This window comes from Streptomyces sp. NPDC002640, from assembly GCF_053592575.1.
This window is the reverse complement of the sequence record NZ_JBSFVZ010000010.1, coordinates 123,958-136,561: the sequence shown is the minus strand read 5'-3', so window position 1 is coordinate 136,561 and position 12,604 is coordinate 123,958. Positions and strand designations below refer to the sequence as shown.

At 73.4% G+C, this 12,604-nt stretch carries 14 protein-coding genes; 6 read left to right on the top strand and 8 right to left on the bottom strand.

The features are described from left to right. The first annotated feature begins 57 nt into the window (after positions 1-57). A complete protein-coding gene (locus tag ACWD3O_RS15665) occupies positions 58-534 on the top strand; it encodes a (2Fe-2S)-binding protein (protein WP_451416219.1) in 477 nt (158 codons plus the stop codon). Positions 535-690: 156 nt separating this feature from the next. Here ACWD3O_RS15665 and ACWD3O_RS15660 read toward each other — a convergent pair whose 3' ends face one another. After that, on the bottom strand, positions 691-1,197 hold the full coding sequence (locus ACWD3O_RS15660; protein ID WP_451416218.1) for an N-acetyltransferase: 507 nt from the start codon (positions 1,195-1,197) through the stop codon (positions 691-693). A gap of 167 nt (positions 1,198-1,364) precedes the next feature. Between ACWD3O_RS15660 and ACWD3O_RS15655 the strand changes: the two genes are divergently transcribed. Continuing rightward, positions 1,365-2,381, top strand: coding sequence for a hypothetical protein (locus tag ACWD3O_RS15655; protein WP_451408899.1), 1,017 nt, complete (start codon positions 1,365-1,367; stop codon positions 2,379-2,381). A 21-nt stretch (positions 2,382-2,402) separates the two neighbouring features. Continuing rightward, positions 2,403-2,933 (top strand): hypothetical protein, encoded by a 531-nt coding sequence (locus ACWD3O_RS15650; RefSeq protein WP_451416217.1) that lies wholly within the window; start codon positions 2,403-2,405, stop codon positions 2,931-2,933. A gap of 95 nt (positions 2,934-3,028) precedes the next feature. Here the strand turns inward: ACWD3O_RS15650 and ACWD3O_RS15645 are convergent, their stop codons facing one another. Continuing rightward, positions 3,029-4,153: a fatty acid desaturase family protein gene (locus tag ACWD3O_RS15645; RefSeq protein WP_451408897.1), complete on the bottom strand. Its 1,125-nt coding sequence runs from the start codon at positions 4,151-4,153 to the stop codon at positions 3,029-3,031. Between the two features lie 7 nt (positions 4,154-4,160). Next, positions 4,161-5,216: a ferredoxin reductase gene (locus tag ACWD3O_RS15640; RefSeq protein ID WP_451416216.1), complete on the bottom strand. Its 1,056-nt coding sequence runs from the start codon at positions 5,214-5,216 to the stop codon at positions 4,161-4,163. Positions 5,217-5,302: 86 nt separating this feature from the next. Between ACWD3O_RS15640 and ACWD3O_RS15635 the strand changes: the two genes are divergently transcribed. Beyond that, positions 5,303-6,442 carry a PucR family transcriptional regulator gene (locus ACWD3O_RS15635; RefSeq protein WP_451416215.1) on the top strand — a complete coding sequence of 380 codons (1,140 nt, stop codon included), beginning with the start codon at positions 5,303-5,305 and terminating at the stop codon, positions 6,440-6,442. 104 nt (positions 6,443-6,546) lie between these two features. Here the strand turns inward: ACWD3O_RS15635 and ACWD3O_RS15630 are convergent, their stop codons facing one another. Further along, on the bottom strand, positions 6,547-6,768 hold the full coding sequence (locus ACWD3O_RS15630) for a hypothetical protein (protein WP_451416214.1): 222 nt from the start codon (positions 6,766-6,768) through the stop codon (positions 6,547-6,549). A 35-nt stretch (positions 6,769-6,803) separates the two neighbouring features. Beyond that, a complete protein-coding gene (locus tag ACWD3O_RS15625) occupies positions 6,804-7,541 on the bottom strand; it encodes a trimeric intracellular cation channel family protein (RefSeq protein WP_451408893.1) in 738 nt (245 codons plus the stop codon). 248 nt (positions 7,542-7,789) lie between these two features. On the opposite strand from ACWD3O_RS15625, the gene ACWD3O_RS15620 reads away from it, so the two are divergent. Together ACWD3O_RS15620 and ACWD3O_RS15615 are read left to right on the top strand one after the other, a co-directional pair. After that, the gene (locus ACWD3O_RS15620) at positions 7,790-9,082 is read left to right on the top strand and encodes a M20 metallopeptidase family protein (protein ID WP_451416213.1); all 1,293 of its coding nucleotides are present in this window, start codon (positions 7,790-7,792) and stop codon (positions 9,080-9,082) included. A gap of 34 nt (positions 9,083-9,116) precedes the next feature. Next, complete coding sequence (locus ACWD3O_RS15615) at positions 9,117-9,770, top strand: hypothetical protein (protein WP_451416212.1); 654 nt, start codon at positions 9,117-9,119, stop codon at positions 9,768-9,770. Positions 9,771-9,991: 221 nt separating this feature from the next. Here ACWD3O_RS15615 and phnE read toward each other — a convergent pair whose 3' ends face one another. Genes phnE through ACWD3O_RS15600 form a run of 3 tightly spaced genes read right to left on the bottom strand, consistent with a single transcriptional unit; the run spans position 9,992 to position 12,599 of the window. Continuing rightward, the gene (gene phnE / locus ACWD3O_RS15610; protein WP_451416211.1) at positions 9,992-10,909 is read right to left on the bottom strand and encodes a phosphonate ABC transporter, permease protein PhnE; all 918 of its coding nucleotides are present in this window, start codon (positions 10,907-10,909) and stop codon (positions 9,992-9,994) included. Further along, positions 10,909-11,682: a phosphonate ABC transporter ATP-binding protein gene (locus ACWD3O_RS15605; RefSeq protein ID WP_451416210.1), complete on the bottom strand. Its 774-nt coding sequence runs from the start codon at positions 11,680-11,682 to the stop codon at positions 10,909-10,911. The genes phnE and ACWD3O_RS15605 overlap by 1 nt, the downstream gene beginning before the upstream one ends. Beyond that, on the bottom strand, positions 11,679-12,599 hold the full coding sequence (locus ACWD3O_RS15600) for a phosphate/phosphite/phosphonate ABC transporter substrate-binding protein (protein ID WP_451416209.1): 921 nt from the start codon (positions 12,597-12,599) through the stop codon (positions 11,679-11,681). Before ACWD3O_RS15600 ends, ACWD3O_RS15605 begins: the two co-directional genes overlap by 4 nt. Positions 12,600-12,604: the final 5 nt, after the last annotated feature.

Genomic DNA, 12,604 nt, shown 5'->3' with positions numbered 1-12,604 from the left:
GAACTCCCGGCACCCGGCCCCGGGACCGGACCGGCCGGAGAAGGAGACCGACACCCCGTGCCCGAGTACACGTTCCGCCTCAACGGCGAGCAGGTCACCGTCGACGTGGCCGGTGACGTACGGCTGTTGTGGGTCCTGCGCGACGTCCTGGGCGTCACCGGACCCAAGTACGGCTGCGGCATCAACGTCTGCAAGGCGTGCACCAGCCACCTCAACGGCCGGGCCGTCAACCCGTGCGCCGTCCCCGTGCGGGACCTCGCCCCGACCGACGAGGTCACCACCATCGAGGGCCTCGCGGACACGGTGGCCGCGGACCTCCACCCCATGCAGGAGGCCTGGCTGGACCACGACGTGGCCCAGTGCGGCTACTGCCAGCCCGGCCAGATCATGGCCGCCGTCGCCCTGGTCCGCCGGGTCGCGGAGGAGGGCCGCCAGGTCACCGACGCCGACCTCGACGGCATCCGCAACATCTGCCGCTGCGGCACCTACCCCCGCATCCGGGCGGCGATCAAGGACGGCGCCCGGCGCATGTGACGACCGGTCCGCACCGCGGACCGCCGTCGCGGCGGCGCCGGCATCCTCGGGACGTGATCTCCGAGGGAACGGTGGGCACGGGCGAGGGCGCTCCGACGACGGCACGCCTCCGCGAGGCACCGCGCCGCGGCGGACCGCCCCTCGGGCGGCGGAAGTTCAGCCGGCGGCGGAACGTTCCGGCAGGGCGAGCCAGTCACGCCAGGACAGGTCGCGGCCGATGAAGCGCGGCCGCTCGAACGGCCAGTCGGCGGCGATCCACCGCGGCACCAGCGCGTCGAGCTCCCGCTCCAGCTCGCCGCCCACCAGTTCGTCCACCACCCACCAGGAGATCTCGCCGTCCGCGCCCGCCTTCTCCGGCGGGTCGATGTAGACGCAGCCCAGCAGAGCGGTCTCCGCCGCGTCGAACAGCGCGTAGTTGAAGGACTGATGGGCGGCGATCTCCCGCTCGTGCCGCAGCAGGTCCGCCTGGTCGGCCTCGTAGGTCATGGTGGCCGCGGGCCAGCCCCAGGCCGGGCCGAAGATGGCCCACAGCCGCTCGCGCGAACCCATCACCGCCGGGTAGTCGAGCGGGGTGTCGGCCTCGCGGATCGGCCGCAGGTGATGCGCACCGCCCGGCAGCGGTACCAGGACGGGGTGGACGAAGTCGTCGGGGAGCCAGCTCATGGGGCCCGACCGTAGCAGCGCCCGGCCGCCCGCCTCCCGGCAATTTCCGGTGGGGCGCCGTGGGCGCGTGCAGGCTCATTGGAGTGGGGAGTACGGGCGCGGCGCCTCGGCCATACTGGCGGCACGGTGTTGTCTCCGTCCGCCCGGAGCGACGACAAGGGGGTGCCATGGGCCTGCTGTTGTACTACCCGAACGTCAATCCGCCCACGGAGATCGTGCATCAGGCGTTGCTCTACTGGGACGGCCTGGCCTCGGTCGTGCCGCGCGATCCGCGCGTCTACGGGGCGGTGGTCGGCCGCGAGTTGAGGCAGCTGGAGGACCGCGGCCTGTACGAGCCGCTGGCCTTCGCGGACACCACGCTGGACATGCTGCCCCGTCCCACCCAACCGGACGACGCCCCGCCCGGGGCGGACACCTCGGCGCTCCTGGCCCAGGAACTGCTGCGCATGGCGGACCGGCCGACGAGACCGCGCCCCGAGCAGTTCGACGCCGTCATCTACACGTCGAAGCTGTGCTACTGGCTCGAAGACCTGCTGCTGCGGCTGGGACTGGCGAGACGCGGCCGCATGCCCGCGATGGAGAGCCTGCTGGTCCCGCAGGAGGTGCAGACGCTGATCATCGGGGTGCTGGCGCGCGAGCTGGCCGACAACCCCGAGATCTCCTTGTTCCCGTACACGGACAGCCGGGACGCGTTCCGCGACAGCCTGCGGCCGACCTCTCACCGGACCTCCCTCGCGTGGGAGGCGGAGCTCGGACGGCTGCTGCCCGTGCCCGCGCCGGGAACCCCCACCTCCGACGTTCTCGCCTTCCGCGAGAGGCACGACGACGAACGCCGTCGGCTGATGCGGGCCCTGCACCGGCTGCTGGGCGAACTGCGCCAGGACTACGACCATCCCGCGGACGTCTTCGCCCAGGTACGCGCGGAGCTGTCCCGGGCGGTGGCCGACTACGAGGGCGCCTGCCGCGGCAGCCGCGTGGCGTGGGTGCAGCGCTCCGTGACCGTGTCGGTCGCCGTCGGTGCCGCGGCGGCCGGCGCCCTCCTGGTGCCGGACCTGGGCTGGCTCCTCGGCACCGTCGGCGGGTACGCCCTGAACGTCGCCACCCGGGAGATCCGCCCGCTCGTCCGGGCCCGCGACGAGCACCAGTTCAGCTATCTGCACCAGGTTCGCGGCGAGTTGACCTAGAGATCGTCGGAAGGCGCGCGGATGACCTTGATCATGAGGCGTTGGGGCAAGGCCTGGCTCGTCCCCGGGCGGCCCTGGACGCTCGACGTCAGGCTGGGACGGGGCGGCCGGAGGATGTGGATCCCCGTGCTCCCCGAGGGGGTGCCGTGGCCGCGTGACCACAAGGGACCGCCGCTCCCCCCGCCGGCCTGGGCCGACATCGACCGCTGTCTCGCCGAGATGGACTGCGAGCGCAGGGGCCCGGCCACGGACGCACCTCCCGAGGCGGGCACGGAGCTGGACGTCGTGGCCTTCGACGCGGGCCCGCCGAGGACCAGCGGCACCGGGCCCGATCCGGAGGAAGCCCGCCCCGTCACCAGGCCCTGGCAGCAGGTCCGCGACGCCGTGCACGGCGCGCTCCGCGAAGCGCTCTCCCGGCCCGGGCGTCAAGGACTCGCGGCACGCGACGAACTCCTCGACGTCCTGCGCACCTTCGCCGATGTCCACCGTGACGCCACGGCGGCGGACGACGAGGAGCAGCGTCGGCTCCAGGCCGCACGGCCGGAGGAGTGAGGGCGGTCCGGGACCGGGACCGGGGCCGGGACCGGGACCGGCCGAGGGCGGGCCGGGGGCCCGCCCTCACCGTCGTGGTGCCGCCGGTCGCGGGATCAGGCCGCGACGAGCTCCCGCTCGCGCTCGCGGTCCGGCGTGCCGGCCTTGGGCTTCTTGTTCGGCAGCGAGAGCCGGACGACCTTGCGCCAGGCGGAGAACACCTGCTTGGGCAGCGGCCCGGTGACGTACTCCAGTTCGTACTTCTCGAACAGCGCGCGCACCTGCACCGAGACCTCGGCGTACCGGTTGCTCGGCAGGTCCGGGAAGAGGTGGTGCTCGATCTGGTGCGACAGGTTGCCGGTCATGAAGTGCATGGCCTTGCTGCCGCTGATGTTCGCCGAGCCCATCATCTGGCGCAGGTACCACTGGCCGCGCGTCTCGCCCTTGATCGACCGGCGCTCGAAGACCTGCACGCCCTCCGGGAAGTGCCCGCACATGATCACCGAGTGGGACCAGAGGTTGCGGACGATGTTCGCGGTGAACGTGGCGGCGAGCGTGGTGAGGAACGACGGGCCCGACAGCAGCGGGTGGATCACGTAGTCCTTGAGCACCTGCTTGCGGATCTTGCGGCCCACCGCCCTGGCCCGCTCGCGGAACTCCGGGTCCTTGCGGCGGCGCTTGTGCAGGTTCTTGCCGAGCTCCAAGTCGTACGCCGCGATGCCGTACTCGAAGAAGCAGGCGTTGATGAAGTTCCACAGCGGCTGGCCGAGGTGGAACGGGTGCCACTTCTGGTCCTCGTCGACGCGCATGATGCCGTAGCCGAGGTCGTTGTCCTTGCCGATCACGTTGGTGTACCGGTGGTGCAGCTCGTTGTGCGAGTGCTTCCACTGATCGGCCGGCGAGACGTGGTCCCAGTCCCAGGTGGTGGAGTGGATCTTCGGGTCCCGCATCCAGTCCCACTGGCCGTGCAGGACGTTGTGGCCGATCTCCATGTTGTCCATGATCTTCGCCACGGACAGACCGGCGGTGCCGACGATCCACGCGGGCGGGAAGAACGAGAACAGCAGCACGCCCCGGCTGGCCAGCTCCAGCGTGCGCTGCGCCTTGATGACCTTGCGGATGTAGGCCGCGTCCTTCTCGCCGCGGTCGGCGATCACGGCGTCGCGGATCGCGTCCAGCTCGCGGCCGAGCTCCTCGATCTGCTCCGCGGTCAGGTGGGCGGTGGGGTCGATGGCGGTCAAAGCGCTCCTACCGTTCGATGTCACAGGGGCCCGCGGCGGCGGACACACAGGTCTGGATGAGGACGCCCGGCTCGGCCTCGGTGATCTCGCCGGTGCGCAGGTCGCGGACGGCGCCCGCCTTGAGGGGCGAGACGCAGCCGAAGCAGATGCCCATACGGCACCCGGCGGGCATGAGCACGCCCGCCTCCTCGCCGACGTCCAGCAGCGGCGTGGCGCCGTCCGCGTCGACGGTCGTGCCGGTGGTGCTGAAGGTGACCTCGCCGCCGTCGCCGGCGACGACGATGCTGGGCCGGAAGCGTTCGGTGTGCAGGCGCTCCTGGACGCCGTGCCCGCCCCAGTGCTCCTCGGCGGCGTCGAGCAGGCCGGCGGGCCCGCAGGCCCAGGTCTCGCGCTCGGCCCAGTCGGGCACGAGCTCGCCGAGGCGGGCGATGTCGAGCACGCCGTCCGTGGCGGTGTGCACCTCGGTGAGGCGCAGCTTCCCGTCCGCGGCCAGGCGGTGCAGCTCGTCGCGGAAGATCACGTCCTGCGGCCGGGGCGCGCAGTGGACCATGACGACGTCGTCGAACGCGGTGTCGCGCAGCATGCCCATCACGGGCGTGATGCCGCTGCCGGCCGTCAGGAACAGCACCTTGGCGGGCTTCGCCCGCGGCAGCACGAAGTCACCGGTCGCCTGGTCGAGCTGGATCAGCGTGCCCGGCTTCGCCCTGCGGACCAGGTGGTTGCTGACCTTGCCGTCGGCGATCGCCTTCACGGTGATGGTGATGCGGCCGTCCCGGCGGCTCGTCGGCGAGGTGACGGAGTAGGCACGCCACAGGCGCACCCCGTCGACGTCGACCCCGACCCGCACGTACTGCCCGGGGGTGTGGCCGCGCCAGCCGCGTCCCGGTCTGATCACGACGGTCGCGGCGTCGGCCGTCTCGGGGCGCACCGCCTCGATGCGCCCCCGCAGGTCCGTGCCCGCCCGCAGCGGGCTGACCAGGTCGAGATAGTCCGACGGCAGCACCGGCGTCGTGACCATTTCCAGCAGTTTCCTCGCCCTGCTGCGCAGGGCTGTACTCGTCATGTCTCCAGCTTGCTGCGCCGCAGGCGTAAAGTCCTGACCGTAGGACGTAAATTTGATCGACAGAATTGTTCGCAGGGAACAAAAGCGTGAGCCATGCAATCCGGAGGGCCGGCGAATTGGCCCTGGACGAGACGACGGTCGCCGCGCTGCGGGCCGCGCTGAAGACGACCGCCGACGAGGTCGTCCAGGCGATCATCGACGAGGTGCCCCCCTACGCCAACGCCCTCTCGGGCCACATGGGCGCCACCATCCGCCGGGCCGTCCGCACGGCCCTGGGACACTACCTGGACCTCGCGAGCGGCAACGCCACGGGCGGCCTCGGCGGGGACGCGGCTTACGAGCTGGGCCGCGGCGAGGTGCGCGACGGGCGGTCGATGGACGCCCTGCTCAGCGCCTACCGCGTCGGCGCCCGCGTGGCCTGGCGCTGCCTCGCGGCGGGCGCCGTGCCCGCGGGGCTGCCCGCCGCCGACGTCGCCAAGTTCGCCGAGCTGACGTTCGCCTACATCGACGAGCTCTCCGCCGCGAGCGCCGCGGGTCACGCCGACGAACTGGCCGCGCGGGGCAGGGAGCACGAGCGCCACCTGGAACACCTGGCGCGCGACCTCCTCGCCGGCGCCGGCCCGGACGTGCTGCTGACCTCCGCCCAACGGGCCGGATGGCAGCCTCCGGTGTCGCTGACCGCGGTCCTGCTGCCCGCCGGCCAGGCCCGCCCCGCCTACCGCGCGCTCGACCCGAGCACCCTCGTCCTCGACGACCTGCCGGACGCCACCGGCGTGCTGCTCGTCCCCGACGCGGACCGGCCCCACCTCCTGCGGCAGCTGACCGACCGCGCCGCCGTGGTCGGCCCGGCCCGGCCGTGGACCCGCGCGTCCGCCTCCTACGCGCGGGCCGTGCGCGCCCGCTCCCTCTCCTGCGACATCCGCGACACCGAGGACCACCTGCCCGAACTGGTGCTCAGCGCCGACGTGGACGCCTTCGGCGACCTGCGCGCCCGAGCCCTCGCACCGCTGCGGACCCTGCCCGACGCGACCGCGCGGAGGCTGGAGGAGACCCTGCGGGCGTGGTTGCTGCACCAGGGCCGGCGGGACGAGGTGGCGGCGGCGCTGTTCGTCCACCCCCAGACGGTCCGGTACCGGATGACGCAACTGCGGGAACTCTTCCCGGACCTGGCCTCGCCGCAGCGGGTCCTCGAACTGACGCTCGCGGTCGGCCTCCGGGCCGGCTGACACGCGCGTGCGGCGCCGGTGCCGGCCTCGGGGCAGCGAGAGCCGCGGTGCGCACGCCGAGGCGGGTGAGCGCCGGGCCGCCCGGACCCGCCACCGCGCCCTGGTCACCCCCCTGCGGACCCCCGCGGGTCCTCCCACCGCCCCCTGACCACGCCGTCCGCGTCCAGTACGACGGCGTACCAGGCGCCCGGCGCGGCCTCGGGCAGCACGAGGGAGAACCCGGCGCCCGTCACCTCGGAGAGCGCGTCGGCTCCACCGGGGTAGCTCCGGTGGGCCAGTTCGCCGCGCGGGGCGACGACCAGTTCCTTGGTCACCTCGTCGGGCACGGGGGTCCTCGCAGTGTTCCGTTCCGGTGACGCCGTCATTCGGCGCGTCCGCGGCGGCGTCGGGGTCGCCGCGGTGTGCGCCGGGCGGGCAGGTAGGAGGCGAGGGCGGACCTCGGCTGCCACTCCGGGCTGTCCGGCAGACTCCAGCCGCGCCGTACCGCCGTCATGCGGAAGATCAGTGCGAGCGCGACCCCGCCGACGATCCCGGCCCCGGGCTGTTCCACGACGGAGCAGAACGTCATCACCGCGGCGGAGGCCGCCGCCACCGTGGCGTACAGGCCGTTGCCGCCGAACACGGCCGGGATGCGGCCGAGGATGACGTCGCGCATGGCCCCGCCGCCCACCGCGCTGATGGTGCCGAGGAGGACGGCCGGCAGCCAGCCCAGCCCCGCGGCGAGGGTCTTCTGGGCCCCCGCGACCGCCCAGCAGCCGATGACCGCCGCGTCGAGCGCGATGAACAGCCGGTTCCACCCCTCCTCGCTGAACTTCACCAGGAAGGCGATGACGGCCCCCGCCGCGGCCGTCGGCACGTAGGCGTAGTCGGTCAGCGCGACGGGGGTGCCGTGCTGGAGCAGCACGTCCCGGATGATGCCTCCGCCCAGGCCCGAGACCGTGCCGACCACCAGGAAGCCGAAGGCGTCCAGGTTCAGCGCGCGGGACACGGCCCCGCCCAGCAGCGCGCAGGCCAGGACGCCCGCGAGATCCAGGTAGCGCGTCGCCGTGTCGACCCCGGTCGAGAACAGCGACTCCGACAAGGCGGCCATGAGGGACATGTACGGAGTGTAGGGACGCGGGAGGGCGTCGCAGGAGCGCCGGGCCCTTGGCGCGGGGCCGGAAGGGTGACGCGGCCGGTGCGGCACGACTCGTGCCCCGCGGGTGCCCCCGGGATTCTCCCGGTTCCCCGAAGCCCTCTTCGGGTTCCCGCGGGTCCCTCCGCGTGGTCCTTCCCCGCGGGCGGGACGGGCTGCCCGTTCCTAGAGTGGGCCGTACCGCCGTCCGACGGCCGCGAACGGAGCACGCCTTGGGTGAGACCGCGCTGCACACCGAGCTGGACCGGCGAGCCGCAGAGGTGGCCGACCGGGTGGTCGCCTGGCGCCACCACCTGCACCGGCACCCCGAACTGTCCAACCGGGAGGTCCGCACCGCCCGGTACGTCGCCGAGCACCTCCGCTCCCTGGGGCTCGACGAGGTCCGCACCGGGGTCGCCGGTCACGGGGTGGTCGGCGTCCTGCGCGGCGGCAGGCCGGGCGAGCGCGTCATCGCCCTGCGCGGGGACATCGACGCCCTGCCCGTGGAGGACCGGTCCGGGGTCGCCTTCGCCTCCGAGGCCGTCGACGAGGACTACCCGGGCGGCCCGTTCCCCGTCTCCCACGCCTGTGGCCACGACTGCCACACCGCGATGCTGATGGGCGCCGCCGACGTCCTGGCCGGTGTCCGCGACGACCTGCCCGGCACGGTGCTGTTCGTCTTCCAGCCCGCCGAGGAGGGGCCACCCGTCACCGAGAGGGGCGGCGCACGGGAGATGGTCGCGCAGGGCGCCCTCGCCGACCCCACGCCCACGATGGCCTTCGGCATGCACGTGACGCCCTACCCGAAGGGGTACGTCGGCTGCCGGACCGGCAACCAGTACGGCGCCTCGTGCCTGATCAAGGTCACCGTCACCGGCGAACAGGTCCACGGCTCCACGCCGTGGATGGGCATCGACCCGATGCCCGCCGCCGGGGCACTGATCACCGGCATCGGCCAGCTCTACCGGCAGTTGCCCGCCTTCGACCCGTTCACGGTCACCATCGGCCACGTCGAGGACGTCGGCCGCTTCAACATCATCGGTGAGAGGGTCGTCCTGTGGGGCACCATCCGGTGTGCGCGGGAGACGGACATGCGCGAGTTGCAGGGGCGGCTGACGACCCTGGCCGAGCACACCGCGGCCGCCTACGGCTGCACCGCCACCGTCGACCACCTCCAGGACGTCCCCGCGGTCCACCACCGGGCCGAGTGGGTGACGGCGGCACTGCCGACCTTCCGCCGTGTCGTCGGCGGCGACCGGGTCGTCGAGTCCTCACCGACCCTCGGCTACGACGACGTCTCCGAGTTCGTCAACCGCTACGGCGGCCTCTACGTCATGCTCGGCGTCCAGGACGCCACCCTCGACGAGCAGGGCAACCCCGTCCCCGTGCCCGGCGGCCGGGGCCTCGTGCCGAACCACAACCCGCGCTTCTACGCCGACGACGACACCCTCGTCACCGGCGTCCGCCTGCACGCCCACGTCGCACACGACCACCTCACCGGAACGCTGGTCCCGCGGGGGCGTTGAGGGCCGACGGGCCCGGGTCTGACAGGATCCGGGGGTGCTGATCACGGGATACGACGGCGGGCCGCTGGTGCCGGGCGAGGCGTTGGCGGGCCGCCCGGGGTTCTGGTCCACCTACCTCATGGCGCTGTGCGGCGACGGGCGGTGCGCCGAGCGGCCGGTTCCGGAGTGGTTCGGCGAGGACGGCGCCGATGCCGACGCCCTGTCCGAGGTGCTCTTCGACCCGGAGCGGTGGCCGGTGTTCAGGGTGCCGGCGTCGGTCGGCCCCGGTGCCGTGGTGATCTACCGCAACCTGCACGGCGACCACGGCACCGACTACCTCCTCACCCACCCCGGCAGGGGGCCCGCCGAGCAGATCGCGCGGTGGGAGGGCGACTTCTCGGGCACGGGGCTGACCTGGCGCGAGCTGACCCGGACGGCGGACAACCCGTCGCCCGCGGACGAAGGCGTCCAGGGCGCGGACGTCCAGGGCGCGGCCGTCCGTCTCCTGCTGCTGCTTCCGCTGCTGTCCGACCCGCTCCTCACCGACCCGGACGGGTGGGAGACGGCGTCGGCGAGGGTCGTCACCGCCCTGACCGCGGTCGGGGCGCCGCACGGTACCGTCCGCCTCGCGGCGGAGCACCTGCTGGACCACCTCGCGTGGAGGTCCCGGCACGACCCGGCGTGGAGCTCTCCACTGAGCGGCGGTTGAGGGACGGGGCCCGCCCTTGAGGTCCACGCCGGGGCCCGAACGCGAGCTGCCGTTCGTCCCACCGGATCGGCCCGCTCGGCGCAGCGGGCCGACCACATCCCCGGCCCCTGGCGGCGTCCGGCGGGGTGTCGCCGCCGACCACCACGTCGAAGGGCGCCGCGCGTTCCCACACAGCGGCCCGCGCCGACCCGGGCGGGTCCGGCCCGGCGCGGGCCGGGTGGTCAGGGGCGGCTGATGCGGCGGCGGACCACCGTGCTGAGGACGTCCACGGCGACGATCAGGACCAGGATCATCAGCACGTACGTCAGCATCTCGTCGAAGCGGAACAGCGCGATCGACTGGTTGATCAGGAAGCCGACACCGCCGGCCCCGACCAGGCCCAGCACGAGCGAGGAACGGACGTTGACGTCGAGGCGGTAGAGGAGGAGGCCGACGAACTGCGGGACCACCGAGGGCAGTACCGCGTGCGCGGCGATCTGCGGTCCGGTGGCGCCCGCGGTGCGCAGCGCCTCGACCGGCCCCAGGTCGGTCTCCTCCATCGCCTCCGACCACAGCTTCGCCATCACACCCGTGTTGTGGCAGACGATCGCGAGCACGCCGGCGAACGGGCCGAGGCCCACCGCGGTGACGAAGACCAGGGCGAAGACGATGTCCGGCACCGCCCGGAAGAACGACATGACCAGCCGGGCGCCCTGGTAGACGAACCCCACCCGGGAGGTGGGCCGCGCACCCAGCAGGGCGAGGGCGAGGGAGAACGGGACGGAGAGCGTGGTGCCCAGCAGCCCGATCGCCAGGGTGACCATGCTGGCCTCGAAGCCCTTGGCCAGCGTCGCGCCGCTCAGGTCCGGCGGGAACGCGTCGCCGACGAACTCCGCCATGCCGTGCCAGCCCGCGACCAGCTCGCCGAGGGAGAACTCGGTGGCCTCCCAGGCCGCGACATGGGCGGCCGCCAGGGGCACGCCGACGAGCAGGGCCAGCAGCAGCACGGTCACCCGCCGCCGGTCGGGAGGCACCGGCATCCGGCGCAGCCGGGCGTGCCCGGGACCGGGCGAGGGCGATTGGGAGGGCGAGGGGGAGGAAGAGGGCGAGGGGTGAGGCGTCTTCACCGGAGCGGCTCCGGGGGTCGGGGAGGTGCTCATCAGGAACTCCGGGCGTACTCGCGGTCGGGTGCGTACAGGGCGGCGATCTCGTCGTCGGAGACCTCGGCGGCCGGGCCGCCGAGGCGGATGCGGCCCTGGAGGAGGCCCACCACGCGGTCGGACCACCGCCGGGCGAGGTCCGGCTGGTGGAGGACCGCGGCGACGGCCATGGCGTCGTCGTCGGCGAGCGAGCGCAGCAGCGCCATCACCTGTTCCGCGGCGGCGGGGTCCAGCGCGGAGACCGGCTCGTCGGCGAGGAGCACCCGCGCCCCCTGGCAGAGGGCGCGGGCGATCGCCACCCGCTGCTGCTGGCCGCCGGAGAGCCGGCCGGCCCGCTCGTGCGGCCGGTCGGCGAGGCCGACGCGCTCCAGGCAGGCCATGGCCTGCTCGCGGACCTCGCGGGGGAAGGCACGGGGCGACCAGGAGCGGGAGAGCGGCAGCCTGCCCAGCGCGCCCGCCGCCACGTTGTCGAGCACGGTGCGGCGCGGCACGAGGTGGATCTTCTGGAAGACCATGGCGACGTCGGTGGAGGGGCGGCCGGCTCCGGCGTCACCGCCCGCGACCGTGATGCCGCCGGCGCTCGGCTCGACCAGCCCGGCCACGCAGCGCAGCGCCGTGGACTTGCCGGAGCCGTTGGCGCCCAGCAGCCCGACCAGTTCCCCGGCGGCGACGTCGAGGTCGAACCCGTCGAGGACGGTGTGCGTCCCGTACGCCTTGGCCAGGCCGCGTACCCGCAGCAGGCTCTCCGGGGCGGTGTCCGGGGTGGCGGTCACAGGTCCTCCTCCGACAGGTCCAGGGCCTCGGCGAGGTCGACGACCGGCTGGTAGTCCTTCTCCGTCACCTCGACGAGCGGGCGCTCGGGGGAGGTGAAGTCGAGGTACTCGCCGAGCGCGGCCACGTCCTCCTTGGGCAGGGCGAGCAGCGCCTTCCTGACGGCCTCCTGGAACTCGGGCGAGGTCTTGGGGCTCACCGTGATCGGGTCGTTGACGATGGGCTCCGACTCCCAGATCCGCACGTACGCGGCAGGGTCGAAGGTGCCCTCGGCGACGGCGGACTTGACGGTCTGGGAGTTGATCTCCGCGGCGTCGACCTTGCCGTTGGTCAGGGCCAGCAGCGCCTCGGTGTGGCCGCCGGCGTAGGTGATCTCGACGTCGCTCTCCACGCCCGCGTCGATCAGCGCCTTGCGGGGGACGGCGTCGCCGGAGGTGGAACCGGGCTCGGAGAGGGCGAGGGACTTCCCCGTGAGGTCCTCGACGGACTTCACGGCCGAGCCCTTCCGCACCCAGATGCCTCCCGTGTACGAGGACGGCTTACCGCTCTCGTCGGCGAAGGAGACGATGGGGACGGCGCCCGCCTGCTTCCGGGCGAAGACGTAGCCGAGCGGGCCGAACTGGCCGAGGTCGAGTTCGCCGTTCTTCATGGCGAGGATCTCGGCAACGTAGGTGTCGGCGATCTGGACCTGGACCGGGCAGTCCAGCTGCTTCTCCAGGGACGCGCCGATCTTCTCGTAGAGCGGGATCAGGATCTCGGGGTCCTCGTAGGGCTCGACGCCGAAGCGGATCTCGCCGTTCGGGCAGCGGGCGTCCGAGCCCGCGGCCTTCTCGGACGACGGGGAGCCGCCGCAGGCGGTCAGGGACAGGCCGACGACGGTGGCGGCCACCACGGCGGCGACGGTACGCGAGGGGAACATGGGTT

Excerpts from the sequence above, each read along its gene's own strand:
- ACWD3O_RS15660 (WP_451416218.1), bottom strand. The coding sequence starts at position 1,197 with ATGAGCTGGCTCCCCGACGACTTCGTCCACCCCGTCCTGGTACCGCTG.
- ACWD3O_RS15655 (WP_451408899.1), top strand. The coding sequence starts at position 1,365 with ATGGGCCTGCTGTTGTACTACCCGAACGTCAATCCGCCCACGGAGATC.
- ACWD3O_RS15650 (WP_451416217.1), top strand. The coding sequence starts at position 2,403 with ATGACCTTGATCATGAGGCGTTGGGGCAAGGCCTGGCTCGTCCCCGGG.
- ACWD3O_RS15640 (WP_451416216.1), bottom strand. The coding sequence starts at position 5,216 with ATGACGAGTACAGCCCTGCGCAGCAGGGCGAGGAAACTGCTGGAAATG.
- ACWD3O_RS15625 (WP_451408893.1), bottom strand. The coding sequence starts at position 7,541 with ATGTCCCTCATGGCCGCCTTGTCGGAGTCGCTGTTCTCGACCGGGGTC.
- phnE (WP_451416211.1), bottom strand. The coding sequence starts at position 10,909 with ATGAGCACCTCCCCGACCCCCGGAGCCGCTCCGGTGAAGACGCCTCAC.
- ACWD3O_RS15600 (WP_451416209.1), bottom strand. The coding sequence starts at position 12,599 with ATGTTCCCCTCGCGTACCGTCGCCGCCGTGGTGGCCGCCACCGTCGTC.